This window comes from Streptococcus cristatus (assembly GCF_003943505.1).
Classification (GTDB): domain Bacteria; phylum Bacillota; class Bacilli; order Lactobacillales; family Streptococcaceae; genus Streptococcus; species Streptococcus cristatus_E.
Genome location: NZ_RJPS01000004.1, coordinates 100,149 through 126,287 on the forward strand (window position 1 = coordinate 100,149; position 26,139 = coordinate 126,287).

At 43.2% G+C, this 26,139-nt stretch carries 26 protein-coding genes and 2 pseudogenes; 11 read left to right on the forward strand and 17 right to left on the reverse strand.

From position 1 onward, the window contains the following. Nucleotides 1-22 precede the first annotated feature (22 nt). Nucleotides 23-112: pseudogene (locus D8792_RS11685) on the forward strand (helix-turn-helix domain-containing protein); the annotation flags it as partial. Between the two features lie 463 nt (nt 113-575). On the opposite strand, the gene D8792_RS04970 reads toward D8792_RS11685, so the two are convergent. Together D8792_RS04970 and D8792_RS04975 are read right to left on the reverse strand one after the other, a co-directional pair. After that, nucleotides 576-1,193: an SAP domain-containing protein gene (locus tag D8792_RS04970; protein WP_125373142.1), complete on the reverse strand. Its 618-nt coding sequence runs from the start codon at nt 1,191-1,193 to the stop codon at nt 576-578. 27 nt (nt 1,194-1,220) lie between these two features. Next, nucleotides 1,221-1,419: pseudogene (locus tag D8792_RS04975) on the reverse strand (phosphomethylpyrimidine kinase); the annotation flags it as partial. A 309-nt stretch (nt 1,420-1,728) separates the two neighbouring features. Here D8792_RS04975 and D8792_RS04980 point away from each other — a divergent pair. After that, nucleotides 1,729-4,515: a hypothetical protein gene (locus D8792_RS04980; RefSeq protein ID WP_125373143.1), complete on the forward strand. Its 2,787-nt coding sequence runs from the start codon at nt 1,729-1,731 to the stop codon at nt 4,513-4,515. Between the two features lie 40 nt (nt 4,516-4,555). After that, nucleotides 4,556-5,728 carry a family 1 glycosylhydrolase gene (locus D8792_RS04985; RefSeq protein WP_125373144.1) on the forward strand — a complete coding sequence of 391 codons (1,173 nt, stop codon included), beginning with the start codon at nt 4,556-4,558 and terminating at the stop codon, nt 5,726-5,728. Between the two features lie 98 nt (nt 5,729-5,826). Here D8792_RS04985 and D8792_RS04990 read toward each other — a convergent pair whose 3' ends face one another. The 4 genes from D8792_RS04990 to D8792_RS05005 all read right to left on the reverse strand — a co-directional run bounded on the left by D8792_RS04990 (nt 5,827) and on the right by D8792_RS05005 (nt 8,315). Next, a complete protein-coding gene (locus D8792_RS04990) occupies nt 5,827-6,474 on the reverse strand; it encodes a Maf family protein (RefSeq protein ID WP_125373145.1) in 648 nt (215 codons plus the stop codon). After that, entirely contained in the window at nt 6,471-6,698 is a 228-nt protein-coding gene (locus D8792_RS04995) for a helix-turn-helix transcriptional regulator (protein ID WP_125373146.1), read from the reverse strand. The genes D8792_RS04990 and D8792_RS04995 overlap by 4 nt, the downstream gene beginning before the upstream one ends. A gap of 2 nt (nt 6,699-6,700) precedes the next feature. After that, nucleotides 6,701-7,303, reverse strand: coding sequence for a DUF3796 domain-containing protein (locus D8792_RS05000; protein WP_125373147.1), 603 nt, complete (start codon nt 7,301-7,303; stop codon nt 6,701-6,703). Nucleotides 7,304-7,454: 151 nt separating this feature from the next. Beyond that, nucleotides 7,455-8,315, reverse strand: a complete 861-nt coding sequence (locus D8792_RS05005; RefSeq protein ID WP_125373148.1) for a cation diffusion facilitator family transporter — start codon at nt 8,313-8,315, stop codon at nt 7,455-7,457. Between the two features lie 169 nt (nt 8,316-8,484). Between D8792_RS05005 and D8792_RS05010 the strand changes: the two genes are divergently transcribed. Together D8792_RS05010 and D8792_RS05015 are read left to right on the forward strand one after the other, a co-directional pair. Beyond that, the gene (locus D8792_RS05010; protein WP_125373149.1) at nt 8,485-9,006 is read left to right on the forward strand and encodes a TetR/AcrR family transcriptional regulator; all 522 of its coding nucleotides are present in this window, start codon (nt 8,485-8,487) and stop codon (nt 9,004-9,006) included. A 76-nt stretch (nt 9,007-9,082) separates the two neighbouring features. Beyond that, a complete protein-coding gene (locus D8792_RS05015) occupies nt 9,083-10,255 on the forward strand; it encodes a CynX/NimT family MFS transporter (protein WP_125373150.1) in 1,173 nt (390 codons plus the stop codon). A gap of 103 nt (nt 10,256-10,358) precedes the next feature. On the opposite strand, the gene D8792_RS05020 is transcribed toward D8792_RS05015, so the two are convergent. From D8792_RS05020 to D8792_RS05045, 6 genes are read right to left on the reverse strand one after another with little or no spacing between them, the layout of a single operon-like run. After that, the gene (locus D8792_RS05020) at nt 10,359-10,838 is read right to left on the reverse strand and encodes a GNAT family N-acetyltransferase (RefSeq protein WP_125373151.1); all 480 of its coding nucleotides are present in this window, start codon (nt 10,836-10,838) and stop codon (nt 10,359-10,361) included. 24 nt (nt 10,839-10,862) lie between these two features. Then, nucleotides 10,863-12,134, reverse strand: coding sequence for a D-alanyl-lipoteichoic acid biosynthesis protein DltD (gene dltD / locus D8792_RS05025; protein WP_125373152.1), 1,272 nt, complete (start codon nt 12,132-12,134; stop codon nt 10,863-10,865). Next, nucleotides 12,127-12,366, reverse strand: coding sequence for a D-alanine--poly(phosphoribitol) ligase subunit DltC (dltC, locus tag D8792_RS05030; RefSeq protein WP_005591431.1), 240 nt, complete (start codon nt 12,364-12,366; stop codon nt 12,127-12,129). Before dltC ends, dltD begins: the two co-directional genes overlap by 8 nt. A 21-nt stretch (nt 12,367-12,387) precedes the next feature. Then, nucleotides 12,388-13,632 (reverse strand): D-alanyl-lipoteichoic acid biosynthesis protein DltB, encoded by a 1,245-nt coding sequence (gene dltB / locus D8792_RS05035; RefSeq protein ID WP_125373153.1) that lies wholly within the window; start codon nt 13,630-13,632, stop codon nt 12,388-12,390. Next, nucleotides 13,629-15,179: a D-alanine--poly(phosphoribitol) ligase subunit DltA gene (dltA, locus tag D8792_RS05040; RefSeq protein ID WP_125373154.1), complete on the reverse strand. Its 1,551-nt coding sequence runs from the start codon at nt 15,177-15,179 to the stop codon at nt 13,629-13,631. Before dltA ends, dltB begins: the two co-directional genes overlap by 4 nt. A gap of 20 nt (nt 15,180-15,199) precedes the next feature. Then, the gene (locus D8792_RS05045; RefSeq protein ID WP_005591428.1) at nt 15,200-15,331 is read right to left on the reverse strand and encodes a teichoic acid D-Ala incorporation-associated protein DltX; all 132 of its coding nucleotides are present in this window, start codon (nt 15,329-15,331) and stop codon (nt 15,200-15,202) included. Nucleotides 15,332-15,597: 266 nt separating this feature from the next. Between D8792_RS05045 and D8792_RS05050 the strand changes: the two genes are divergently transcribed. From D8792_RS05050 to D8792_RS05070, 5 genes are all read left to right on the forward strand, one after another. Continuing rightward, a complete protein-coding gene (locus D8792_RS05050) occupies nt 15,598-15,924 on the forward strand; it encodes a PadR family transcriptional regulator (RefSeq protein ID WP_125373155.1) in 327 nt (108 codons plus the stop codon). Beyond that, nucleotides 15,911-16,510 (forward strand): DUF1700 domain-containing protein, encoded by a 600-nt coding sequence (locus tag D8792_RS05055; RefSeq protein WP_125373156.1) that lies wholly within the window; start codon nt 15,911-15,913, stop codon nt 16,508-16,510. Before D8792_RS05050 ends, D8792_RS05055 begins: the two co-directional genes overlap by 14 nt. Then, nucleotides 16,503-17,402: a DUF4097 family beta strand repeat-containing protein gene (locus tag D8792_RS05060; protein WP_125373157.1), complete on the forward strand. Its 900-nt coding sequence runs from the start codon at nt 16,503-16,505 to the stop codon at nt 17,400-17,402. The genes D8792_RS05055 and D8792_RS05060 overlap by 8 nt, the downstream gene beginning before the upstream one ends. A 72-nt stretch (nt 17,403-17,474) precedes the next feature. After that, nucleotides 17,475-18,089: an HAD family hydrolase gene (locus tag D8792_RS05065; protein ID WP_125373158.1), complete on the forward strand. Its 615-nt coding sequence runs from the start codon at nt 17,475-17,477 to the stop codon at nt 18,087-18,089. A 68-nt stretch (nt 18,090-18,157) separates the two neighbouring features. After that, complete coding sequence (locus tag D8792_RS05070) at nt 18,158-19,111, forward strand: S66 family peptidase (protein ID WP_125373159.1); 954 nt, start codon at nt 18,158-18,160, stop codon at nt 19,109-19,111. 77 nt (nt 19,112-19,188) lie between these two features. On the opposite strand, the gene D8792_RS05075 is transcribed toward D8792_RS05070, so the two are convergent. The 4 genes from D8792_RS05075 to D8792_RS05090 form a co-directional block, all read right to left on the reverse strand. Next, nucleotides 19,189-20,439, reverse strand: coding sequence for a carbohydrate-binding domain-containing protein (locus D8792_RS05075; protein WP_125373160.1), 1,251 nt, complete (start codon nt 20,437-20,439; stop codon nt 19,189-19,191). A gap of 20 nt (nt 20,440-20,459) precedes the next feature. Further along, nucleotides 20,460-21,140 carry a DUF4956 domain-containing protein gene (locus D8792_RS05080; protein WP_125373161.1) on the reverse strand — a complete coding sequence of 227 codons (681 nt, stop codon included), beginning with the start codon at nt 21,138-21,140 and terminating at the stop codon, nt 20,460-20,462. Further along, complete coding sequence (locus D8792_RS05085) at nt 21,133-21,858, reverse strand: polyphosphate polymerase domain-containing protein (protein ID WP_125373162.1); 726 nt, start codon at nt 21,856-21,858, stop codon at nt 21,133-21,135. The genes D8792_RS05080 and D8792_RS05085 overlap by 8 nt, the downstream gene beginning before the upstream one ends. 248 nt (nt 21,859-22,106) lie before the next feature. Further along, nucleotides 22,107-24,506 carry a YhgE/Pip domain-containing protein gene (locus D8792_RS05090; protein ID WP_125373163.1) on the reverse strand — a complete coding sequence of 800 codons (2,400 nt, stop codon included), beginning with the start codon at nt 24,504-24,506 and terminating at the stop codon, nt 22,107-22,109. A gap of 141 nt (nt 24,507-24,647) precedes the next feature. Between D8792_RS05090 and D8792_RS05095 the strand changes: the two genes are divergently transcribed. After that, the gene (locus tag D8792_RS05095; protein WP_125373164.1) at nt 24,648-25,178 is read left to right on the forward strand and encodes a TetR/AcrR family transcriptional regulator; all 531 of its coding nucleotides are present in this window, start codon (nt 24,648-24,650) and stop codon (nt 25,176-25,178) included. A 104-nt stretch (nt 25,179-25,282) separates the two neighbouring features. Here D8792_RS05095 and rpsD read toward each other — a convergent pair whose 3' ends face one another. Beyond that, nucleotides 25,283-25,894 (reverse strand): 30S ribosomal protein S4, encoded by a 612-nt coding sequence (gene rpsD / locus D8792_RS05100; protein ID WP_000092756.1) that lies wholly within the window; start codon nt 25,892-25,894, stop codon nt 25,283-25,285. Nucleotides 25,895-26,139: the final 245 nt, after the last annotated feature.

A 26,139-nucleotide genomic window follows, 5' to 3' on the forward strand; every position in this document is an offset into this window, starting at 1 on the left:
CATGATTATAGGGGGATTATATATGAAATTTTTTGAAGAAAATTATTCACAAGAAATACCTACTCGTATCAAAAATTTAAGAAAAAAATACAATATTACACAAAGCGAACTATGATGACACGACAAACGCGTAAAGAGAAAAGTTCCAATAAATTTTTGAAATACAAAAGATTTGAAAGATTAATTCCATATTTTTCTGAAAGACGCTTTAAGCTGATTCCTTGTTTCCTTAGTTCATAGATTTGAACTTTAGCTTCATAACGCAATTTCATTATAAAACACCCCAATGTTAGATTTTTTCTGTCTAACTTTTGGGGTGCAGTCCATTTCAAGCGTTATTTCTTTTTCTTGAATTCAGTACATCGCAATATAAATCAACCGAATCACTACTTTTTTCACTACCTTTATTTGAAATGAGAATATCGATTCGGACAATCAAAAGTAAGAGGAACTTCATTATGAGGCTCCTCTTTTTCTATGCTTGCTCCAACATCTATTTTATTATTGTGTTATGCTAAAATAGCATATAAATTAATGCCGTCCAGCTTTATTCAGCTCGACAAGCTGAAATCTGTTTACTTACGGTATTCCTCTACTTTAGATTCATACTTTTTTAAAAGTTCCCGTGAGTAAACTTTTTCATGTGTCGAGTTTCTAACTTCTTTCCAGAGAATAGCTGCAACTTTTAACTTATTAGAATAACAATCGCTCAATTCATCTAAACAAAAGTCTTTTAGAAACTGATTCCATTGGCAAGCCGAACTATCATACTTGGCATAATCTGACTCACCATAATATATTTTAATCATATCTTGAATAGTGAATGTTATATCTTTATCCCTTTTTACTTTTCGCCAAGCCGTTGCCATATCAGCACTAAATTTAAACGGACTAATCCCTGTTACAGCTGAAAAATAATCTCGAAATTTTTGGTTAAAAGAAAAACCACAGTTAAGTAACGGAGTCTCCAAGGTTATCACTTCGACTTGACTTTTGTTTCCTGTCTTCAAAAATTTTTCTACTTTATTTCCCCTAAAATATTGTTCGATAATATAGTTCAATTCTTGCTTCGTACATCTATACTCTAATCCAAGGGACTTACAAATTTGTGAAAGTTCTTCTCGATACCAATAGTATCTATTAAATTCTTCAAATGATTTTATATCTCCAAAATCAGGTCTTTTTTCTTTCATATGCACACCTTAATAAATTCAAATTTGTCAGACAATCAATTTACTTGCTAACTTGTAAACTCGTCTTATCACTTTACTTTCTAAGTTCCAGCTATCGAGCTCAATTTTAAGCAACTCTGGAAATTTCTTACTAATATCCCCCCTAAAGCATTTCCAACCGCTTTTCTCACATATTCGCTTGCATCTTCTTTTAAGTTTGCAATCTTTCAATAGCTTCATTCGGATTTCCTTAAATTATGATCTACTCGTCTATACTCCTAACCCCTCTATGACTGCTCTCCTTGTATTAGGATTGAATAACCGGAATACAATCATAACTTCTCATATTATATCATTATTTCTAAAATATTATTTCTATCGACTTCAAATCCTTCAAAAAAGAGAAGAGAAATGGATAAAATTCGGCGAAAAACTCTTATAAAATTCCAAGAAAACCCTTACTTTTGAAAATCTTCATTTTAATGCAATAAACTTTGACAGATGCTCTACTAGCCTTTATAATAGTATTATTACTAAAATTAGGGAGAGTATGTCCATGCCAAATAATGAAGAGAACAAAGGTATGTTTCGTAATTTTTTAGGTGGCTTTAAGCGTCTTATAAAAGGTGAAGAGGACGAATCATCCACTTCTGCGGTTCATAACAATGAAGGAAGTAACCCACAAGTCAATGTGAACCCAGAAGATAGAGAAAATTTCCTCATTGAGAAAGCTTTGGAGTCGATCCAATACTACGACCGCTTGGATGTTATGAATATCGGTGGAGAAGAAGTAGACGAATCTCCAGCTGTAGAAAGTGAAGCTAGTCTGGAGCAGGAAAAAATGGCAGCGAAAAGCCAGGCAGCCAGCACGACAGAATCTGCTGAGACAAGCATTTCTTCAGATTCTATGAAAAAGAGGGGCTTGAAGAGCACTGCTGATTCAATATCTCTATCATTAAGTATAGAAAGTAAAAAGGCTTCTCGTAGTTTAGAAGTAACCGAATCACAAACACAAAGTTTGGAAGTTGGGCAATCTGACAGCAAGGAAACGGATACTTCTGTTAGCTTGTCAATTGCGCAAAGTCATGCCTTCGAGCAATCAATCCTTGAAGAAAATAGAGCGTCGCTTAGCTTATCAATTTTTGAGTCAGTATCTCAAAGCATGGCCGCTGAAGAGTCTCTCAGTGCGGACAACGAAGTATCACTGAGCTTGTCCGTGGCTGAATCTGTGTCTCAAAGCATCGCGATTCAAGAATCGATCAGTGCAGAAATCGAAGCGTCTAAGAGTTTATCCGTGGCTGAGTCTATTTCTCAGAGCGTTGCCATCCAAGAATCGATCAGCGCGGAATTCGAAGCATCTACCAGCTTATCTATAGCAGAGTCCGTTTCTCAAAGCATCGCGATCCAAGAATCAATCAGCGCAGAAATCGAAGCGTCTAACAGCTTGTCTATTGCTGAGTCTGTGGCGCAAAGCATTGCCATCCAAGAATCGATCAGCGCGGAATTCGAAGCATCTACCAGCTTATCTATAGCAGAGTCCGTTTCTCAAAGCATTGCTATCCAAGAATCCATCAGCGCGGAATTCGAAGCGTCTAACAGCTTATCTGTAGCTGAGTCTGTGTCTCAAAGTATCGCGATTCAAGAATCGATCAGCGCGGAATTCGAAGCGTCTAACAGCTTGTCCGTGGCCGAGTCTATTTCGCAAAGCATTGCTATCCAAGAATCTATCAGCGCGGAATTCGAAGCATCTACCAGCTTATCTGTAGCTGAGTCTGTGGCGCAAAGCATTGCTATCCAAGAATCGATCAGTGCGGAAATCGAAGCGTCTACTAGCTTGTCCGTGGCGGAGTCAGTTTCGCAAAGCATTGCCATTCAAGAATCCATCAGCGCGGAAATCGAAGCGTCTACCAGCTTGTCTACTGCTGAGTCTATTTCGCAAAGCGTTGCTATCCAAGAATCAATCAGTGCGGAAATCGAAGCGTCTATCAGCTTGTCCGTGGCAGAGTCTATTTCTCAGAGCGTTGCCATCCAAGAATCTATCAGCGCGGAAACGGAAGTTTCTCTGAGCCTTTCTATCGCTGAATCTGTATCTCAAAGCATCGCGATTCAAGAATCAATCAGTGCAGAAATCGAAGCGTCTAACAGCTTGTCGATAGCTGAGTCTGTGTCTCAAAGCATCGCTATTGAAGAATCAATTAGTGCAGAGAACGAAGCATCTACAAGCTTGTCCGTAGCCGAGTCTGTGTCTCAAAGCATCGCGATTCAGGAATCCATTATCGCAGAATTGGAAGCGTCTAGCAGCTTGTCGATAGCTGATTCTGTGTCTCAAAGCATCGCTATTGAAGAATCAATTAGTGCAGAGAACGAAGCATCTACAAGCTTGTCTGTTGAAGAATCCCAAGTCTTAGATAGAGCTATTGAACAGTCTATTATGACAGAAAACGAAGTGTCTACGAGCTTATCTATCGTAGAGTCTGAAGCACTAAGTCAAGCGATCGAATTATCAATTAGCGCGGAAAATGAAGCGTCTATCAGCCTATCTGTAGCGGAATCCGAAGCCTTAAGTCGGGCAATTGAACAGTCTATCAGTGCTGAAAACGAGGCATCGCTAAGTCTATCTATTACTGAAAATGAAATTCAAAGCACCGCTATTGAACAGTCTATCAGCCTAGAAAACGAAGTATCTACTAACCTGTCTATGGCGGAATCCCAAGCGAAAAGCGTGGCCGTAGAGCAGTCTATCAGCTTGGAACAAGAACAGTCACGCAGTCTGTCTATCGCAGAATCGCAATCACAGCATGCGGCGGTGGAACAATCTCGCAATCTGGAACAGGAATATTCATACAGTTTGGCAGCTGCGGAATCTAGAGCGAAAAGAGATACTATTGAGCAGTCTACCAGCTTGGAGCAAGAACAATCATTTAGTTTATCTACTGCAGAATCTAAAATCCTCAGCAGAGCCGTTGAACAATCAATCAGCGTCGAACAGGATCATTCATTCAGCATTTACCTTGCCCAATCTGAAGCCCAAAGTAAGATCATCGAGCAGTCTATCAGCTTAGAGCAAGAACAGTCACGTAGCCTGTCTGTTGCTGAATCACAATCACAAAGTATCGCTATTGAGCAATCAATGAGCGTGGAAAGAGAGCGTTCAATCAGTCTATCTATCGCTGAATCGCAATCACAAAGAATGATCATTGAACAATCAATCAGTGCAGAGAGAGCCCATTCGATCAGTCTGTCTGCTGCCGTATATCAATCGCAAAGCATGGCTTCTGAGTTCACTACTGTCACACAGAATCTATCAACCTTGGCCATGATTACTAAGAGACATAAAAAATAAGCTCAGAACAAGCAGCGAATGAATACTGAAAGGAACTAATATGATTAGAAATATTCTATCAAGTAATGGTAAAAGTCTAGGAATCACCGACATCCTGCCCCAGTATGGTGAAGACTATCGTCTCTCTGTCATGGACGGAACAGTTGACTATCGAACAATTCCCCTAGGAGCCTACGATTTATTCAAACAAGGCTATAGTAAACAGGATTATCTGGCAGATATTGAAAAAATTAAAACAATGGGCTTCAATACCTACCAGCTATCCTTTTCATGGACTCGTCTCTTCCCGACTGGAGAAGAGCGGAGACCCGATGCTAAGGTCCTTGCCTTCTATGAGTCAATTATCGATGCACTGCTCGAAAATGACATCGAACCAATTGTGAGCCTGTCTCATTTTGACTTCCCGCTTCATTTGTATGAAAAATACGGCGCATGGAAAAGTCGTCAAATGATTGCCCTATATGAAAAGTATTGCGAAGCCGTTTTGACCCACTTTAAAGAAAAAGTCACTTACTGGATTACCTTTAAAGAAATGAGCGCTCTATCTTATTTGCCATTCTTAGGCGCTGGGCTACACTTTGACAGCACGGAAAACCAAGAGCAACAAATTTGGCTGGCTGCTCATCATCAGCTAATCGCATCTGCAAATGTGGTTAAGCTCGGCCAAACCATCAATCCAACCTTCCAATTCGGTAGTCTGATTACCATCAATAGTGATTCCCACCAAGAAAATCACTCAGCTACCGATGCCTTGGGCCATGAGCTGAACAGACGTAAAAACTACATTTTTACAGATGTGCAGACCAAGGGCCACTATCCAAACCACTTCCTTCGCTACATTGAGCGAAATCAGCTGGATCTGGGCATTACGGAAGAAGATGTCTTCGCCTTAAGAGAAGGCATCGTAGACTTTGTTGCTTTCTCACATTATGCGGCAGAGAATATCCAAGATTTGTTTATCAACAAATATGTCCGCAAAAATGTAGAAACTTGTCTTGCACAACCTGTCCTTCTTCGCATTGCCATGTCTGAGCTATACGAGCGCTACCACAAGCCTCTCTTGGTCATTGAGACTTGTTCTGAGGTCTCTGACCACCCGCAATTAGCTAAAAACATTCAAGACAACGTTCAAGAAATTATTAAATCCGTTGAAATTGACGGTATTGAGTTACTTGGCTACACACCATTTAGCTGGAGCGATGTAAATATCTAGGATCCAGTCCCAAGCTCAAAACATAGAAAAATCTCCCCGAGAAAGTAAATAATCACTTGTGGGGAGATTTTTGATGTTTTAGAATAGAAATCAAAAACCTAATCTTTTCCTTTGCTATCTCTAAAAATCCGATAGCTGGTCTCAGCGACAGGCAGGCCGATGATGGTGTGCATATCGCCTGTAATTGAGCGGATAAAGCGAGGATCCAGCTCCTGAAAGCCGTAAGCACCCGCCTTATCCAGGGGACGCTTCTCATGCAGATAGGCCTCGATGACAGGCTCTAATTCTGGGTAATAATCCACAAAGTCCACCTGCGCCAAGGTGTAAAAGACTTCTAGAAAACCCTGCATACGTAGACAGACCGAAGTCACTACATGGTGGCTCTTGCCAAAGTAAGAGCGAAACATCCGACTGGCTTCAGCTAAATCCTGTGGTTTATTGTAAATCTGATCATCCACTACGACGATGGTATCAGCCGAAATATAAAGGGTTTCAGCTTCCAAGTCCAAATCGGACTTGGCCTTGGAAATCTCGCAACAAATCTTGGCTGCCTTGGTCAGAAAGTCCTGATCATCGATGGTTGCCATGCAATGCTCTTCAATAGCTCGCTCGTCCACTTCTACAGCCTGAATCTCTGGATTCAAAAAGCTCAGCAATTCCTTGCGTCTAGGCGACATAGATAGCAGGACAAAGCGGCGAATCTCTCCTTTTTCACCTTCCCTTTGGTAGTCAAAAACCGTCTTCATGATTGTCCTCCTGTGTCCTTTAATTGAAAGAGTTCTTCCACCCGCAAATCAAAAACCTGAGCGATTTTTAAAGCCATCTCTAGCGAGGGATTGTAGCGATTATTTTCCAAATGCAAGATCGTTTCGCGCCGCATTCCAATGCGGTCAGCTAACTCCTGCTGGGTCATGCCTCTGGATTCGCGGACAGATTTGAGATTGGTGATAATATTGCTTTCCTTGGCCATTTTTAACCTCTCTTTTCAAATAAAAAGAAGACAAAACCAAAGAGCAAAACTAAGACACCAATCATGATGAAAAATATTACGACATTGACTGTGATGGATCCTATATTAGCACTAATCCCTGCAAGCACCAGTAAAATTGCTATACAGACGGCAAACATCAAAGTCGCTGCTTTTGCCAGATTGGCATAAAAGCGCTCGTCTGCTCTTTCTTTGACTTTTTTCAAGGCAAAAAACAGAAGAAAGAGAAACTGGATAGCGAGGAGGCTTCCCAAAGCAATGTGCTTTATAATGGGCGGATTGGTGCTCGGAGTCCACAACCAGATTCCGACAGTATAGATAGAGGTTGCCGTAAGATTCAACAGATTATAAAATTTCATGGTCAGATCATAGACCTGCTTTTCTTGAACTTCTTTCATCCTCTTAGGCCATGGTTTCATGTGAAACCAAGACCAGATGCTTATAAGCTGACCTATACTTACCAAACCGACAATCATCCACTTGGCTGACCAGCTGAGATTGCTGGGAGCAAGGAAAACAGTAAAATCAATAAAGAGAGCGGTGGCAACTATCAAAATGAGGCCTCCCATTTTTTGACTTTTTTTCATGATAGACTCCTTTCGTAGTGTTAGAAATATTTAACACCTTTATGTTATAAATATATCACATACAAGAATAAAAGACAAGCACTTATGTGCTGTTTGGGAAAATCTTTTATTTCCGCAAACAAAAGCCCCAGAATTTCTCTGGGGAGCTGGCTTATTCTTTACCAATACAACATTCTTGGTGCTCTTGCAAGCTTTCATCGGTCTGAATGGTCACTTTGGAAATGCCATAAGATAAAAGCTTTTGGCGTAGGAAAATCTGCGTTTCAGCCAGCAAATTGGGATTTTCCAAACAGATATGAAGCATGGCAAATTTTTCCAAGCCATCCGTCGTCCAGACATTGAGCTGGGTGATGGCTCGCACATTTTCCAGCTCTGCTAATTCCTGATAAAGCTGACCGAGGTCCACATCACTGGGCACATGGTCTAGGAAAATCTGGATATTTTCCCAAAACTTTGGCAGAGCCTTACTGAGAATAAAGCCTGCGATGACAAGAGAAAGCAGCGGATCTAGGAAATACCAATCGGTGAAGCGCAAAATGAGGGATACGAGGATAACCGCTAGCCAGCCCAAAATATCCTCAAGAAAATGCAGGCTGAGAATGGATTCATTGTGGCTATGCCCATGACTGACCACTCGGCTGGCTACTGTATTGACGACGATGGCGACAATCCCCAAAATCAACATGCCATCATAATTCACCTTCTCAGGGGCAAATAGTTTAGGGACATTTTCCACGATTACCAAGGTCGAACCGACCAGCAAAATCACTGAGGTCAAGAGGGCCCCCAGCAAGCTGTAACGCTTATAACCCAAGGTATATTCTCGGTCTTCTTTTTTTGTGGAAATCTTTTCAAAAAGAGTCGATAGACCAATAGCCAAAGCATCTCCCGTATCATGAACCGCATCCGCTAAGACGGCGCTAGAATGAAAGAGAAGCCCAAAGATAAACTCAATAATAGCAAAAGAAAAGTTCAAGAGAAAAGCGATTGTCATATTTTTACTGGATTTCATCACAACCTCCTTATATATTTGCTTAAACGAATACTATTTATGGTATAATCTAATCAATACCGAACACTCTGTTCAATTATATTATCTCCTATTACTAGAAAGGAAACAAGAGCCAGTTCATGCCCTTTGTCTCTTAGCAGACAAAAAACTCTTTTTGTACGGAATTTCCATGGATAGACGAGTAAAAAAATCACGCGCAGCCATTTACCAAGCCTTTATCAGCCTGCTCAATCAGAAAAGCTACGAAAGCATCACCGTTCAGGAAATCATTGATCTGGCAGATGTAGGCCGCTCCACCTTCTATAGCCACTTTGAGACCAAAGAAACCCTGCTGGAGGAACTCTGCCAAGATCTCTTTCAGCATACCTTTATCGAGCGCTCTGAAGGACGCGATTTATTTGAAGCGACAGCCCATATTTTCCATCACTTTCGGAAAAATCAGGATCGGATAGCCACCCTTCTCTTGGCTAAAAATACTTACTTCATCAACCGCCTGAAAATCGAGTTGGAACACTATCTCTTTCCCATGATCCAGCAGACATTATTGCAGAAAAAAAGCCATCTGCCGGACAACTTTTTAAAAAATTATGTGACGTCAACTTTTGTGGAGACGGTCAGCTGGTGGCTGCAGCAACGAAATCCGGTTGACGAAGGCACGATTTCCCACTATTTTCTGGACTTGATGGACTAAGCCGCAATTCACCTATCATTTTCTAAAAAGATATGGTATAATCGTTCCTTGATGTGCGAAAGGAGATTGACTATTTATGAAAAAAGAACACTCACCATTTTTAATTCCAGGTATAGTGATGATCGGGATAGCACTACGGGCTCCTTTTACTGTTTTGCCTATCGTTCTGACAGATATTGCAGAGGGGCTACAGGTCCCAGTTAGTTCCCTAGGCCTCTTGACTAGCCTGCCCTTGATCATGTTTGCCCTCTGCTCGGTCTTTGATCCGCGCTTGGCGCAAAAGATGAGCTTGGAAAAACTGTTTGCTCTTGTTTTACTCGTGCTAACTCTAGGCTCACTGATTCGCGTGTTTAATCTTCCCTTACTCTATACGGGGACTATTATTTTAGGAGCGGCTATTGCTGTCTTAAACGTCCTTCTTCCGAGCTTGATTCAGGCCAATCAGCCACATCGTGTCGGCCTTTTGACAACTCTTTATATCACATCAATGGGGCTGTCGATTACGATTCTGTCTGCTTTGGCTGTTCCCATCGTTCAAATGAGCTCTTGGCAAGGTCTCATTTGGATATCAACCCTGATTTGCTTTGTGATTCTCCTGGTTTGGTTGCCCAATGTCAAATATAGCCATCGCTTGGCTAGTAAACAGCAAGGAAAGCAAGAGCACGGATCTCTTCTAAAAAATCCAAGAGTCTGGGCCTTGATTTTATTTGGTGGCTTACAGTCACTACTCTTTTATACTAGCATGACTTGGTTGCCAACCTTGGGGCAGCAAGCTGGCCTTTCTACTGATACGACCGGACTACTAGCAGCGGTCTTTTCTCTGATTAGCCTGCCCTTTTCAATGACAATTCCTAGCTTGACAGCGCGCTTGAAAGCTCGTCAACGTCTGGTCATGATTAGCTTGGTTTCCGCAGCAGGCCTGATTGGTATTGCCATGCTCTTGATTCGGACAGATGCCTTTGCTTACTGGCTGATTCTTAATCTCCTCATTGGTATGTCTGTCAGTGCCCTCTTCCCCTATCTCATGGTGACCTTCTCCCTCAAGACCTCTACGCCTGCGCAAACGGCTCAACTATCTGGACTGGCTCAAACTGGAGGATACATCCTAGCCGCCTTCGGCCCGAGCCTCTTTGGCTACAGCTTTGATTTGTTCCACTCTTGGACACCAGCCATCCTCATCCTCCTCGGACTGACCGTCATCATGACTATGAGCCTCTTTTACATAGAAAAATTTGATAAGATTCTATAAAACTTCTGATTCTCCATCAGGAGTTTTTTGTTGCCAAGTTTCTTGGTCAGCCAGTAGCTTTTTCTTGGAGATCAGCAAAAAATCTGCCCTTGAGCAGATTTTTTTATTGATGGTAATCATAGGCAAGGCGAGGGCTGCCATCTGGCAAATAAATCGTGCCACATTGGCTAAAACCGTAGCGGCGAATGGCTGCCTGCATCGGATGGTTATCCTCATGCGTATCAATGCGGAGATAGGAAATTTGCTGCAAACAAAAGTCAAAACACTGGTAAGCCAGACCCTTGACTTGTCCATTTGAAGCGATACGATGGATTGTACCGTAAGGCTCTGAAAAATGCCAAGCACCTTCAATCTCTTGGTAAGTTGGATCTGGTCCGATGATGAACGCAAAAGTTCCAACAATTTGCCCAGCCTCTTCAAAGACATAGCTGTGACCTGCCCGAATATCTTCCTCTACTAACTGACGATTTGGATAGGAAGTCGTCCACTGATTTGGATTCCCATTTGCCCGCATAAACTCCCTAGCCTGCTCAAAAATTGCTAAAATTGCTGGGACATCTTGCATTTCCGCCAAGCGAATCATGTCTTCTCCTTCCAGCTTGCATTCTTATTTGACAAATTCCTCGTAGTTACCCGTGTAATTAGCCCACTCCTTACTGAAGAATTTTTCATTGATCTGATAATTCGGAGCAGGTTGAGGATTAGACACAAAAGGATCGACAGCCTTGTCGAAGGCCAGCCAGCCATTCCAGCCCATGTGGATTGTGTCCTGCATAAAGTAAGGCTTGTCGCCGTCCTTAGAAAAGTCTGCAATATTTGTAAAGCCTTGACTCTCCAGCTGGAACTTAATCTTCTCAACTGTCCGCTGATACATCTCTTCACTCAACCCAGTATAGGCCATCCATTTGGCATTGACCGGTGGAATGACAAAGATAACATTGGTATGGGATTTGGCAAATTGTTCCAAAACTAGCTGCAAATCATTGTACTCAGGAGACTTTTCGTAAGACTGCTTGGATTGGAATCCTTTGAACTTCTTGATTTTTCTAGCCAAACGCTTCTTATAAAAGTCATTATCGATGCCTAAATCATTGTTATTGGTCTGCTTGACAGCATCTGCCGTAGCCAGTTTTTCCAATTCTTCATAGGAGAATTCATCCGGAAGACGGGAAAGCTGAGGTAAAATCTTCGTGTCATAGTTGCCATTATTACCAGCAGCAAATGTACTGAAAAATGCATCCTCCCGCTGATAAATCCGGCTCATAGTGTTGATATACTGCTGCTCAAAAGAAGTCAGTTGGCTTCCATCAGCCACTTTCCTGACAATATCCCCCATAGCAATGTTGGGATAGAGCTGCAAAAGCCGCTGGGCTGCATACTGAGCGCCTACACCACCGTCCTGCCAGCTAAGAAAACCAGCTAGCTGATCGCTATTGAAATACTGCTGAAAAGCCGCCGCATCATAGCCCTTTTTGGTAAACCATTGGGGAGAAACGACATAGACAGCCGTCTTATTTTCCAGCTCAGAGGTCATCTGCTGCATTCCAAAATATTGGTTGAGAGAAGCTGCCCCCCGCTGCCCTAGAAAATAAGGTCGGTAATTGCGGTCATACTTCTCAGCCAAAACAGCTGGGTGCATACTGTCAAAACGCAGCCATTCGCTGGAGCCAAAGTAGGGCACAAAACGGGTATCTTGATCTGTCAGGGCCGTCATTTTTTTGCTACGGCTTTTGAACGTTTCTGCTGTAAGGGTCACAGCTGCCCGCTTCTCTGTTTCCACATCATGCTTTTTCTCAAGCGGATAGAAGAAAAAGAGCAGGGCGACCATGACCAAGGCGCAGAAGACTGGCCCCAGAATCAGCCAGAGTCGTTTAAGCATTACGAAGCTCCGTTACGCCTTCAACGATTTTATTGGCTGTATTCCAGTCATCGCGGCCAAATTCTGACACTGGCACGCGGATATCAAAACGGTTCTCCAGCTCAACAATCAGCTCCACCGTTCCCATACTGTCCAAAACGCCAGCATCAAACAAGTCCTCGTCCATCATGTCCGAAACATCTTCCATAAATAATTCGTCAATAATTTCAATTACTTCTGCTTTTACATCCATTATAGTTTCCTCGTTTACATTTTATTTTTTAAACCAAAGGTCATTCAAAAATCCTGAGAAGATCAAGAATGAGAACATGACAACATGGAAGGTGATAACAACCCCCAGCGCTTGGGTCCACTTGTTGTCAGGCAGGGCTGGTAATCCCTTGCTTTTACGCTCTTTATTGATGGTCTTTTTCTTACGTAGCCAAGCGTCATTGACCACCAAGCCCAGACCGTGGAAAAGACCATAGGCGATATAGTACCAGGTCACACCATGCCAGAAGCCCATGACCAACATATTGATCAGATAGGCCACACTGGAAGTCGTATTGCGGTTTTTAAAGACCTTGTTGCGCATGAGCACCATGACCAGGCGCATAAAGACAAAGTCACGGAACCAGAAGGACAGGCTCATGTGCCAGCGATTCCAGAATTCCTTCAAATCGCGTGAAACAAAAGGTTTGTCAAAGTTGATAGGGCTCTTGATGCCCATGAGATTGGAAATGGCCACCGCAAACATCGAATAACCGGCAAAGTCAAAGAAGAGATCCAGACCAAAGACATACATGACGCCTAGCGTTCCCAGATTGAAGAAACCGCCAGTATAGAGAGCATAGGTCTTGACATGCCCTAAAATCATGTGGCCAAAGATATGAGCTAGGACAAACTTATAGAGAAAGCCCAGCATGATATACTTGACCGACTGCTCCAGCATATCTAGAAGCTCATCGCGCTCTGGAATTTGGAGATAATTTTCATTGAAACGCTTAAAACGATCAATGGGACCACTCGAAAAAGTGGGCATAAAGAGCATAAAGCGGAGGAATTCCCAAAGACTGAAATCAGTCAGCACACCATCCCTCAGCTCAATAATCATCCCAACTGAGCGGAAGGTCAGATAGGAAATTCCCAGAAAGCCAAAGAGTGATTGATGGCCACTGATAGCTGGCTCGACCTTAACCCAGAATAAGGGCAGAACCGCCAATGCTGTATGCAAATAAAATATCCACTTGCTGTCCCGCTTTTTGCGGTAGAATTTATAAGAATAAACCCAGACCGTCTGCCAGACGACATAAAAGAGCAGGGCATAGAGCTGCGCCAGACTAGGGCCCGTCAGCATCAAGACAATAAAGGCCAAGCTGACTAAGGCTTCGTAGACTGGGAAGCGTTTCTTAAAGAAAAGTCCGATAAAGATTGGCAAAACAGCCAAGATAAGATAAAGAAAATACTGTGGGTCTCCGTAAGGCTCCAGGTGAGGAAGCTGTTTCAAGAAATCCATCATGACTTGTTGACCTCACTAATCAGCCCCTTGATATCAATCTTGCCGTTTGGTGTTAGAGGCAGAGATTCCCGATAGAGGAACTTCGATGGCATCATATAAGACATCATGATATCCTGTAGATCCTCTTTGATAGCCTTGGTAATATCGATTTCGCGGTCAAATTGCTCTGCAACACCGTCTTTCAAAATAACGTAGGCCAATAAGTTTTGAACCTTGTGGTCCTTATTATAACGTGGCACTGCTACTGCCGCCTCGATATACTTGGATTTGTTGAGGTTTTGAGATACGTCCTCTAGCTCGATGCGATAGCCGTTAAACTTAATCTGGAAGTCCATACGACCGCCGTAGAGCAAGAGACCTTCATCAGTCATCGTCCCCACATCGCCTGTATGATAGGCTGGTAGCCCTTCAAATTCAAAGAAGGCTTCAGCTGTCTTTTCAGGATTGTTGAGGTAACCCTTAGATACAGCTGGTCCGCAGACAATGATTTCACCCTGCTGACCATTCGGCAATTTTTGCCCATTTTCATCGATGACAAAGGTTGGTGAATCCTCCTTGGTATAGCCGATTGGCAAGCGCTTGAGGGTCGCTAGCATCTCATCCGTGATGGCAACTGCAGACAAAGCCACCGTTGCCTCAGTCGGACCATAGGCATTGATAATACGAGCCTCAGGAAAACGCTCCCGCAATTTCTGAGCTGTCTTGACCGTCAGCTCTTCTCCGTCAAAGTAAAAATGCGTAATGCCTGGCATCTTTTGGCTGTTAAAATCTTCCGAAAGCATGGCCATATCCGCAAATGACGGTGTAGAAGTCCAGATTGCTACAGGCAGGCTAAGAATCGCTTCAAATAACTGTTTGAAGTCCTGAGTCAGACTAGACGGTAGGGCATAGAGAGTGCCTCCTAGTGCCAAAGTCGGTGCCCAGTACATAACTGACAAGTCAAAAGAATAAGGCGGTTGCGCCAGCATTTGCGGACGGCTCGGTGTCGCAAATTCCTTGTCTGTAATCATCCAGTTGGTAAAGCTAAGCAGGTTATCATGAGAGATTTGCACACCTTTAGGTTTACCAGTCGTACCAGAAGTAAAGATGATGTAGTAATTATCATCGCCCTTGACTGGATGACTCATCTCATAGGCAGTCTTCTCTGCGTAAGCCGCTCGAACCTGATCCAGACTGAGAATGGCTGCATCTGTATCCGCCAGCGGAAAATCCGCAATGGCGATAATCAAGCTTGGCTCAGCTACTTCCACGATAGCCGTCACGCGCTCCAAGGCTGAATGACTATCAATAGGAATATAGGCATGACCTGCCTTGGTCAAGGCCACAAAAGTAGCCAGCATTTCATACTCCTGACCACCGTAGACCACGACGGGTGACTTGGGAGCCAGCCCCAAGCTATCAATCTTGGCTGCCAGTGCATCGGAGTCGGCCTTTAGATCCCCGTAAGTATGAACTTGTCCGAGGACATTGTAGACAGGGAAATCTGGCTGCGTCTGAGCAAAGTGCTCAATCGCTTCAATCATATCTGTAATTGCTATATTTGACATGTGTATAGTACTCTCTTACATTAAAATTCATTGTAGATAAAGCCACCTTGACCTTGACCAAGATAACTAAAGAAATAAAGCAGGGCTACGAAAATTACAAAGTATAGCAATGTCTGCCCTACAAACTTATAAATCGTCTTATATTTCGTCATTTCAATCACTCTTATCTTTTTTTAGATAGACATAGATTATTTTACCATTTTATAGAGAAAGATTTCAATATAAAAGCTATCAATTGTGTAAAGTTCTTGTAAGGAAATAAATAGAAAAAGAGTTACTTCCCTTATCTTTCAAGGGTGAAATCCTTTTCAAAATCTATAAGTAAAATTTCTATATATTACTTGACTTTTAGCTCGAAAGAGGATATTCTATATGTAGAAAGTTTATATATAATATTTTTATATATAGGAGGTAGTACATGTATTTCCCTACATCTTCTACCCTGATAGAATTTCTGATTTTAGCAATTTTAGATAAAGAAGATTCCTACGGCTACGAGATTAGCCAGACCATCAAGCTCATTGCAGATATCAAGGAGTCCACGCTTTATCCTATCCTGAAAAAATTGGAAAAGAGTCAGTATTTAGAGACTTACTCTCAGGAATATCAAGGTCGAAAACGAAAATATTACTCTCTGACCCCAACGGGTCAGAAACAACTGGTCAGCCTCAAAAAGGAATGGGAGCTTTATACCAGCATGATTAAGGGCATTATCGAAGGGAGCATTCGCCATGACAAGAACTGAATATCTAGCCCAACTAGATCACTATTTGAAAAAGTTGCCAGCAAAAGACTATCAAGAAGCCATGGACTACTTCACCGAGTATTTTGACGAGGTCGGTCCAGAAGGCGAGGCAGCGGCTATGGCCGAGCTGGGCAGTCCAAAAGAAGCCGCTCACGAGATTATCATCAATCTTTTGGACAAGAAAATAGAGGAAGACAGCCAAGAAGCTGGCTCTGTCAAAAACAGCAAGCAGATCGTCCAGATTGCTATTCTGTCCATCTTGGCGGCTCCACTAGCAATTCCTCTATTAATTTTGGCCTTGACTTTGATTTTTACTTTCTTCCTCCTCATCAGTGTCTTTGCTTTTGTTATGGCCGTCTTTGCTTTTGCTATGTTTGCCATAGGGGCGAGTCTGATTTGGGACAGCCTGACTCTCGGCATGAGCACTTCTCTTCCTGCTTTTGCCCTCAGTTTGGGAATGAGCCTCTTAGCCTTGGGACTGGCTGGACTCTTCTATCTCAGCACTGGCCCTATCCTTCGCTTTATCAAACTGAGTTTTGTCAAACTCGCTCAAGCCTTGGCACGAAAAGGAGGCCGTCATGTCTAAAGTAAGAAAAACCATATTCCGCTTTGCTATTGCTGCCTGTCTGCTAGGAGTAGGCCTGATATTGGTCGGTCTAGCTAGTGGTGGTCTGCAGGATCTGGTGAAGAGCTCAGTCGCTAACACCAAGATGGCCAAGCAAGAAGAAACCTATGGCAATATCCATTCCTTAAATCTAGAGCTGAGCAACCGCTCGGTTATTATTGAAGAATCGCCCGATGATAAGGTTCATTTGACCTATTATCAAGGAGACGGCAAGACAACTGAAAAAATCAGTACTAAGGCCGAAAACGGTAGTTTATACATTAAGGAATCCAGCTTTTTTATCAACATTAACAGCGGTCTACGCTCTCTACTGGGCTTGATAAATGGAGATTTTGAAAGGACTCAACAAATCACTCTAAGCCTACCTAAAGGAAGGAACTTGGAGCAGGTCAAGGCCAGTTTAGCTAATGGCAGCCTATCAATCAATGACCTGACAATCAAAAAATTAAAAGCCGATCTCAGCAATGGTTCAATCGAACTCAGTCACAGCCAGATTGAGAGCGGTAGCATTGAAAGTGCTAATGGTAGCATAGAGCTAGTCCAAACCAGCCTGACCGATACGCAAATCAGTCTCGCCAACGGGAGTATTCATAGCGATAATCTGACCCTCAAGGGCAATATCAACATGTCCAGCGACAATGGCTCCATCGCTCTCCATCTCACTGAAGAGACCTACAAAGCGATCTCACTGGACCTGCAAACAGACCTAGGTGACATTGAACTGCCCAAGGATATGCAAACGAGCCACGACCAAGAGGACTTCATAGGCGATCGGGTCATTCATACCAATGAACAGGCTCAAGCCAAGCTGACCGCCAGCACCAGCACCGGCAGCATTGAGATTAGTCATTAAAAATGGAACGGAGCCTGATTGGTTCCGTTTTTTATGGTCAAAATGGTAAAATAAGATAGAGAGGTGTTTCGAATGACAAATTATAAATGGATATTTTTTGATATTGGTTCTACTTTAATCAATGAAGAGAAAGCTTATCAAGATAGAATTGAACAAGCAATTGCAGGAACAAATATCACTTATGATGCATTTTATCAGCAGATGCTACTATCATTTAAAAAGGGGCAAAAGGGAGATTTAATAGCATTACAAGAGTTTGGTCTAAAACGTCCGAAATGGAACTCTGAGCTAGAAATACTTTATCCAGATGCAAAAATAGTTTTAGAAACTTTGCATAATCGCTATAAAATAGGTGTTATTGCTAATCAGCTACCTAACTTAGAAAAGCGGTTAGAAAACTTTGGTATCAGACAATGGATTGACCTGATTATCTCATCAGCTGACTGTGGATTTTCCAAACCTAGTTCTAAAATTTTTCAACTAGCCCTTGAACAAGCTTCATGTTCTGCTTCATCTGCTATTATGATTGGTGACAGACTTGATAATGATATTGTGCCAGCTAAGGCATTAGGCATGAAAACTATTTGGATAAAACAAGGATTTAGTGCATATAGTCCAATCCAACCACCGTCAGAAGAACCTGATTTTACTATAAATTCCTTATCGGACTTGCTAAAAATTCTCTAATCCTACCTTTACTTCCTATAGCCTTTGTGTTATGATACTCTATAAAAAATTATCACAAGGAGGTTCCTATGAAAAAACTCACACCTGGTATGCATATTCGGGTCGTCAGCCCCTCGTCGTCAATCGAACACATTGGAGGCTTTGAGGCCAATCTAGCCGCCAAGGAGCGCTTGGAAAAGCTAGGATTTACTGTGTCTTTTTCGGAGCATTATCTGGAAAATGATATGTTAGGTTCTGCCTCCATCGAAAGCCGGGTGGCAGACATTCATGCTGCCTTCTCAGATGACTCCGTTGATGCTATTCTGGCCACCATCGGAGGTTTTAACTGCAATGAGCTCCTGCCCTATCTGGACTTTGAATTGATTGCTAGAAATCCTAAGATTTTCTGCGGCTACTCAGACACGACAGCATTGCTCAACGCTATCTATAGCAAGACCGGCATGAAAACCTACATGGGACCGTCTTACTCTAGCTTTAAGATGGATGCTCTGCAGGACTATCAGACCGAGAGTTGGCTCAAGGCTGTCAGCCAGACTTCTTATGAATTGACTCCTAGTGAAAAATGGGGCGACAATGCCTGGTATCTGCCCGATGCCCCACTGACCTTCCATGAAACAGAGTGGAAAGTTTATCATCACGGACAAGCCCAAGCCACTGCTATCGGCGGTAATCTCTCCACCTTCTCACTTCTGCGTGGAACACCCTATGCCCCAACAGATGAGAACTATGTCCTCTTTGTTGAAGAGGCGGAGGAAGATGATTATGTGGAGTTTGACCGCAATCTAGCCGCTCTCCTTCAGGCCTATCCTAACCCGCAAGCTCTTCTCATCGGCCGCTTTCCAAAAGAATGCCAGATGACAGAGGAGCTGCTCCTTTATATCTTGGATAAACATCCAATTCTAAAGACGATTCCCGTCCTCTATGACTTGGACTTCGCCCATACTCAGCCACTCTTTACCATTACCATCGGTGCTCAAGTGACCGTGGATACGGAGAAGATGTCTATCAGAATTGATGAATAAACAAGAATCCCTCCTTCCAGCTGGAAGGAGGGATTTCTCTATTTAGATTTTATTGCATTAAACTGTCATGATTGGGCTTAGTGTCCACCGGAACCTCCGCCTTGGCCGCCTGGGGCACCGCCGCCACCAGGGCCATCGGCTGTGATTTCGGTTCGGCTTTGCCCATTAACCGTGATGGTCCCGCCCGTATAGGTGGCTGTTCCGTCAAAGTCAAAGGCAGATACAGTGGACGTGATAGCTAAGTTGCCACCCGCCATGATGATATCGCCGTTGGAGTCAAGGGCGTCTGTATCGCCTTGACCGACCTCGACCTTGATATCACCACCAGTAATCTTGATGAAAATCTCAGCCCCAGTCGCTGTACTAGCTGCATTGATCCCATCATCCGTCGCATAAAGATCAAGTGTACCACCATTAATCGTGACATTTGTTCCCTCTAAAGCTTCGACACTGGACTTAACTGTGATCGTTCCGCCGTCAATCACCGCTGCATTGCTGGCATGAATGCCGTCATCGCCAGCATTAATCGTAATGGTCCCAGACTGAATATAGAGATTTCCGAGCGAAGTGTCCTCATCATTATCAGCGTGGATCGCATCCTCCGTCGCGGTAATATCCAGACTAGCCTCCTTGATGTTGATAGCATCATTGGCTGACAAGCCATTCTTATAGCCTTTAATCGTATAAGTCCCGCCTGTGATGCGCAGGTCATCATTAGACTCGACCGCGTTACCGTATTTTCCTTCGATGGTCAGACTGCCTGAGCCGTTGAAAGTCAAGTCGTCCTTACTATAGATGGCTGCATCGTAGTCAGTATTGGTGTGATTGGCTGAGTCAGAAATGCTATTCTTACTGCCTTCAGCTAGGGTAATAAAGGTTTTATCCGCATTTTCTACCACAATGGCTGCATCCGTCCCTGTCATAGTCACACCATCCAAGACGATTTGTACCTTGTCTTGATCGCCAGCCTTGACGACAATCTGCACATTTTCACTGCTGCCAGAGAGGACATAAGTCCCAGCTGCCGTAATGGTCACCGTGGATCCAGAAACGCTCGCTCCATCACCAGATGTCTTGGCTGTGGAGCCGCTCAAGCTAATCTTGGTCGCTGTCGACTCATCATAAGAAGCATCCTGATCACGATCCGTGAAATAGCTAGATGTGTCTGTCTTTGTCGTACTGGTAGCCGTTTGAATGGTCGTGGTACTAGCACTCGTACTAGTGCTGGACTGGCTGGTCAAACTACAAGCCCCCAAGGTGACGCTCATTAGCGCTAGGGGCACCATTAGTTTTATTTTCTGAAATATTTTTTTCTTGCCTGTTTTCATGATTGGCCTCTTTCTAGATATTATAATTCATTTTCTTTCGTAATATAGCGGCTTATGGCAATCTCTAGATTTCCATTGCGCGTGCGCAAGGCATCGATGAGCTCTTTTTCGGTCATTCGACCATTCAGCTGAATGATGTATTTAATCTTGAACAAACTTCCCATATCAGAGGTTTTGACATTGGCCAGTTCAACATGATTGACAGCTTTGTTGAAAATATCATCAAAAATGCTTTCATAGTCCAAACTTTCTGGTATAACGATAGTCAGCTGGCGCATGGAATGCTTCATCTGCCCAAAATTAACCACCTCAAGCAGCAGCATGACGAGCGACATGATGAGGGTAAAGACGGTCGCAAAGACCAGATAGCCCATTCCGATAGCAATCCCGATTGTCATGACCAGGAAAATGGACACCAGCTCCTTGGCTCCTCCCGGTGCGGAACGGAAACGAATCAAACTGAAGGCCCCCATGACAGCAACCCCTGCTCCCAAACTTCCATTGACCAAGAAGATAACAATTGCAATCAAGGTCGGCAAAAGCGCCAAACTCATCACAAAGGATTTGCTGTAAACCGTCTTAAACTGGTAAACCTTGGCAACGACCAAACCCAAAAGCAAGGACACTCCGATTGCCAGCATCATCATAGTCGGATCTACGGCCGTATCGGTAAAAATATCATAAAATAAGTGACTAAGCATGATTTACAACTCCTTTATAGTCTGTCGTTTTCTTGTAAGCAACCCCGTATTTGGAAAAGGAGCTTGGGAAGACCTGATGGCGATCCAAAATCTCACTCAGCCAGAGCGGATAGGCTCCTGGCACCTTGACTTCCATAATCACATGATGATCTGTTAGAAGATTTTCCCCATAATGGCCATGCAAGAGGCTCAAATCATAGTTGCGGTAGGTCAAATCGTGGTCAATGGTAATCCGAACATTGGGATCCTCAATCCCCTTCATAGAATAACGATTGTAGTAGATATACATCATGGGCTGCAGACCACCATAGCGCTGACTCAGCCAGTCGATTTCCTCACGAATCTGACAATCTTCAATCTTACTGTGATCGCCCTCCAAGTAAGCCTCTGCAGCGACTAGATCTGTCGAAATGCGGCGTTTGTAGACAATCTTGCGCACTTTTTTCTTGATTTCCAAAAAGACTTGACTGTCTTCTTTCGGATGTTCATCGTAAGTCCGCACGCGCAATTTTTCTTTAAAATACGGCTTTTCCAAGGACTCACGAATCATTTGATAGGTCGGGGTGTCGTAGTAAAGATTATTAATGGTCGAATAAGCATGCTCATCCTCCACCAGATGGCCTTCAAATTCGGTCAATAAATCAGCCAAAGTTTCTTTGGAAATAATATATTTGGTTTCAAATCGTTGAAATTTGTCTTTAAATGTTTTTTTAGCCATGGGTTTTTCCTCTTTCTTGTAACTAGAGCCATTTTACGGATGAAAACTTAAAGCAAGGCTAAAGAAAACTTAAAGAAAACAAAACATTATTATTTTCATATCAAATAAAATAGACTTGTGGAGAACATCTATACAATAACATTCTCTGCTGTTTAACGACTGTTTCACGTGAAACAAAAAAACTTGGTTCTGTTCACAAAACCAAGTTATTCCTTTCGAAGAGAAAATAGTCTGCCCTCTTCTCTATCTTAAATGATTTTCTTCTTATCAGGACGATAGGTCATTGTGCCTAAGACCATGAAAAGCAGTAAAGTCGCGGTCAAGAAAGCTAGTTGGCCACCGATTTGACCATTCATCGAGATCGTTTCCCGCAGTCCTGACACCGCATAGCTCATCGGTAAGATTGGATTGAGCTTTTGGAAGATTTCTGCCGTTAGGGGCAGCGGATAAGTACCAGCGCTGGAAGCCAGTTGCAGGAGTAAGAGGATTAAGGAGATAAAGGCCCCGACCTTACTATCCCAAGTGACTAGAGCCGTCACAACTGCCATAAAGGCCATGCTGGCTAAAACAGTCAAGGCCAGCGTCATCCATTCATAGTTGGCCTCAAGACCAATCAAATGAACCGCTCCGTAAACCAAGATGCCAGCCAAAACAGAAATCAAACCATTGACCTCCAGACGAGCCTTGAGCCAAGCTTTGCGAGAAGCTGGAACTTGACCAGAAGGGAGCGTGCCGAAAATAACATTGGTCGAAATCGCTGCTACAAAAAGAGCAACAGAAATCATGTAGGGGGCCATACCAACACCATTTTTACCAACCTGATCTTTATCTGTCTTTTTCAGCTCGACAGGGCCAGCCAAGGCAGCCGCATTGTCCTCTGTCACTGAAAGCTCGGATAATTGACCCTTGGCACCCGTCAACCCTGTATTTAGAGTCTGAGCACCGATTGATAAATCTCCCAGCCCACTAGTTAAAGTGAGACTACCAGTCGCTAACTGCTGAGAACCATCCGTCATTTGAGTGGCACCCGTAGATAATGTTTGCATACCTGTGACCAAAGTAGATGATTTATCATGTAATTGAGAGAGGCCTGAGCTGATTTGACCGATTCCTGAAGTCACTTGGTCATTATGGCTCGCTAGATTGGCCGCTCCTTGAGAAAGCTGATCGACACCTGTAGTATAAGCGGCTACTCCCTGAGCTACTTGAGAAAGGCCACCTGTATAAGCCGTAATACCTTGAGAAAGGGTCGCTGAACCAGTGCTGGCAGAGGATAGAGCTTCATTTACCTGACCCAAGCCACCATAAAGACCACTAATCATAGCTGAAGCACCTGGCAGGACTTGGTTGGCTGCTGCCGACAGCTGACTTGCCTGACTGCTGGCTGTTTGCATACCTTGCAGATTCGTTTGGATAGCTTGGACTTCCTGTACAATAGCTGCTGCTGCACTACTGCTAGAATCAGTACCGCCTGCTAGAGCTGCTTTTAGTTCTTCTTGCTCATCGGTAGAAAGTTTTTGGTAAGCAGCTGTTCTTTCCAAAGCCGCTACGGCTGCCGCCCGATCACTTTGTGCACTACTTGCCAAAGACTGGGCATTGGTCGCAATCGTCGTGAGAGAAGCCGCAATTGTTTCCGTTGGCAAACTCGTTCCTGATGTGGCATTCTGAATAGCTGTATTTAGCTGATCTAGACCTGCCGTCAACTGAGCAACCTTTTCTTGATTAGCAGTAACACTACTATTAACAGATGATTGCAGTTCTGCCAAACCACTATTTAGTCGCTCCACACCAGCAACTAATTCCTGTGAATTGCCCGTCAGTTGGTTGGTTCCATTCAGTAATGTTTCTGACTGAGCGGTTAATTGACTGGCACCAGCTGAAAGCTGCCCAACTCCATCTGTATATTCCGTCATCTTGCTAGTAAAAGTTGGCAAGCCAGCATTGATCTGAGCCACTCCATTTGTATATGCTACCAGACCAGTTGACAGCGCTGTGGCTCCATCTGAGAAAGTGAGGCTGGACTGGGCTAGGCTTTCCAAGTTAGTAGACAGCTTTTGGCTACCATTTGCCAATTCCTGACTGCCTTCGGCCAATTTAGCAGTCCCATCTGCGGCTGTTCCAAGTCCACCTTTTAGCTTATCCATACTCGCAAAAAGGCTTGTCACATAGCTGTTCGTAATCTTCTGACTGACAGACTGCTTCATCGAAGTCATGGCAGAATCGCTCATTTTACTAGCGATAAAACTATGCCCACTGGATGTTTGATAGTGAATCGTGACTTGCTTGGGCTGATTGCTCAAGATACTAGCCGCATTGGCTGATAGATCCTTGGGAAGAGTCACCACCATGTAATAGTCGCCCTTTTCCAGTCCCTTCTCTGCCTGACTCTCATCCACAAAATGAAAATCCAGCGCTGCATTTTTCTTCATATCTTGGACCATATCTGACCCAATAGACAGGTCTTGTCCATACAGGCTCGCCTTCTGGTCCTGATTGACCACCGCTACTGGCAAATCAGAAAGTTTGCCATAGGGATCCCACATGGAACTCAAAAAAATCACATTATACAAGGCTGGAATCAAGGCAACCCCCAGCATGACCACAATAATCTTCGGTTTTTTGAAGATCGCTTTCCATTCTTTGAACATCTCTTCTCCTTTTTATACACGTTGTCTAAAAATTTGATATAATAGATTATACACAATAAAAAAATTAAGGCAAGCAGAAAATTCTATTTTTTGTACACCTTGTCTAATTTTGTACAATTCAATCATAAAGGAAGGATTAAAATGACAGAAAGTAATAAACGTAAAAAAACCAAGGCCATCATTGAGAAAGCTATGGTTGACTTATTGCATCAGGAGTCTTTTGACCACATTACAACAGTCGAATTGGCGCGAGCTGCCGGTATCAGTCGCAGTAGCTTTTATACCCACTACAAGGATAAATATGATATGATTGAGCGCTATCAGCAAGGGCTCTTTCATCAACTAGAATACATCTTTGAGCACAATCGTGAAGATGTTGCAGTCGCTATCACAGAGGTCTTTCAGTTCTTGACCCAAGAGCCTCTTCTGGCTGCCCTCTTGACGGAAAACGGTACTAGAGAAATCCAAAATTTCCTGCGCCATAAGCTCCAATCCTTACTTTCCCAAATCCTACAAGAACGGTTTCGACACAAAGCTTTCAATCAAATCGAAAAGGAATACGGCATCGTCTACCTCGTTAATGCTTTCTTTGGCGTCTACCAGATGTGGATCGCCCGAGGCAGTAAGGAAAGCCCTGAACAAATGGCTAATCTTCTTTTAAAGATGCTATAAAACTCAACAACTAATAAAGACTGGGAAATTTTGTCCCAGTCTCTTTTTGTTAATCGAATAAAAAAGAAGCCGAAAACGGCTTCTGAATAAATTTCCAATAGAAATTAAAGCATTTTGTTGTAGAATTCAACGACAAGTGCTTCGTTGATTTCTGGGTTGATTTCATCGCGTTCTGGCAAGCGAGTCAATGAACCTTCCAATTTTTCAGCGTCGAATGATACGAATGCTGGACGTCCAAGAGTAGCTTCTACTGCTTCAAGGATTGCTGGAACTTTCAATGATTTTTCACGAACTGAGATCACTTGACCTGGAGTTACGCGGTATGATGGGATATCAACGCGTTTTCCGTCAACAAGGATGTGACCGTGGTTTACGAATTGACGAGCTTGACGACGAGTAGTCGCAAGACCAAGACGGTAAACTACGTTATCCAAACGACGTTCCAAAAGAAGCATGAAGTTGAAACCAAGGATTCCGCCTTTGATTTTTGTAGCTTGTACGAACAAGTTACGGAATTGTTTTTCACCTACACCGTAAGTGAAACGAAGTTTTTGTTTTTCAGCCAATTGCAAACCGTATTCTGACAATTTAGAACGGTTGTTTGGTCCGTGTTGTCCTGGTACGTAGTTACGACGTGCCAATTCTTTACCTGTACCTGTAAGTGAAAGGCCAAGGCGACGAGCTTGTTTCCAAGATGGTCCTGTATAACGTGACATATGTATGTCCTCCTGATATAAATAATATTTCGGTGGAAATAGTCACTTAGAAAGCCCTGATTCGTGCAGATGCCCTTCGCCTAAACAGCCAAGGTTACTTTGTTATAAGACACCTGTTGACGAGCTTCATGCTTTCCTGCTGCTATTTCACACAAAGGCTATTGTACCATGAATAAAGTCAAAAGTAAAGGGGAATAAACAAAAAGAGTCTGGGACAAAAGTCCTAGCCTCTCAATTGTCTTTGG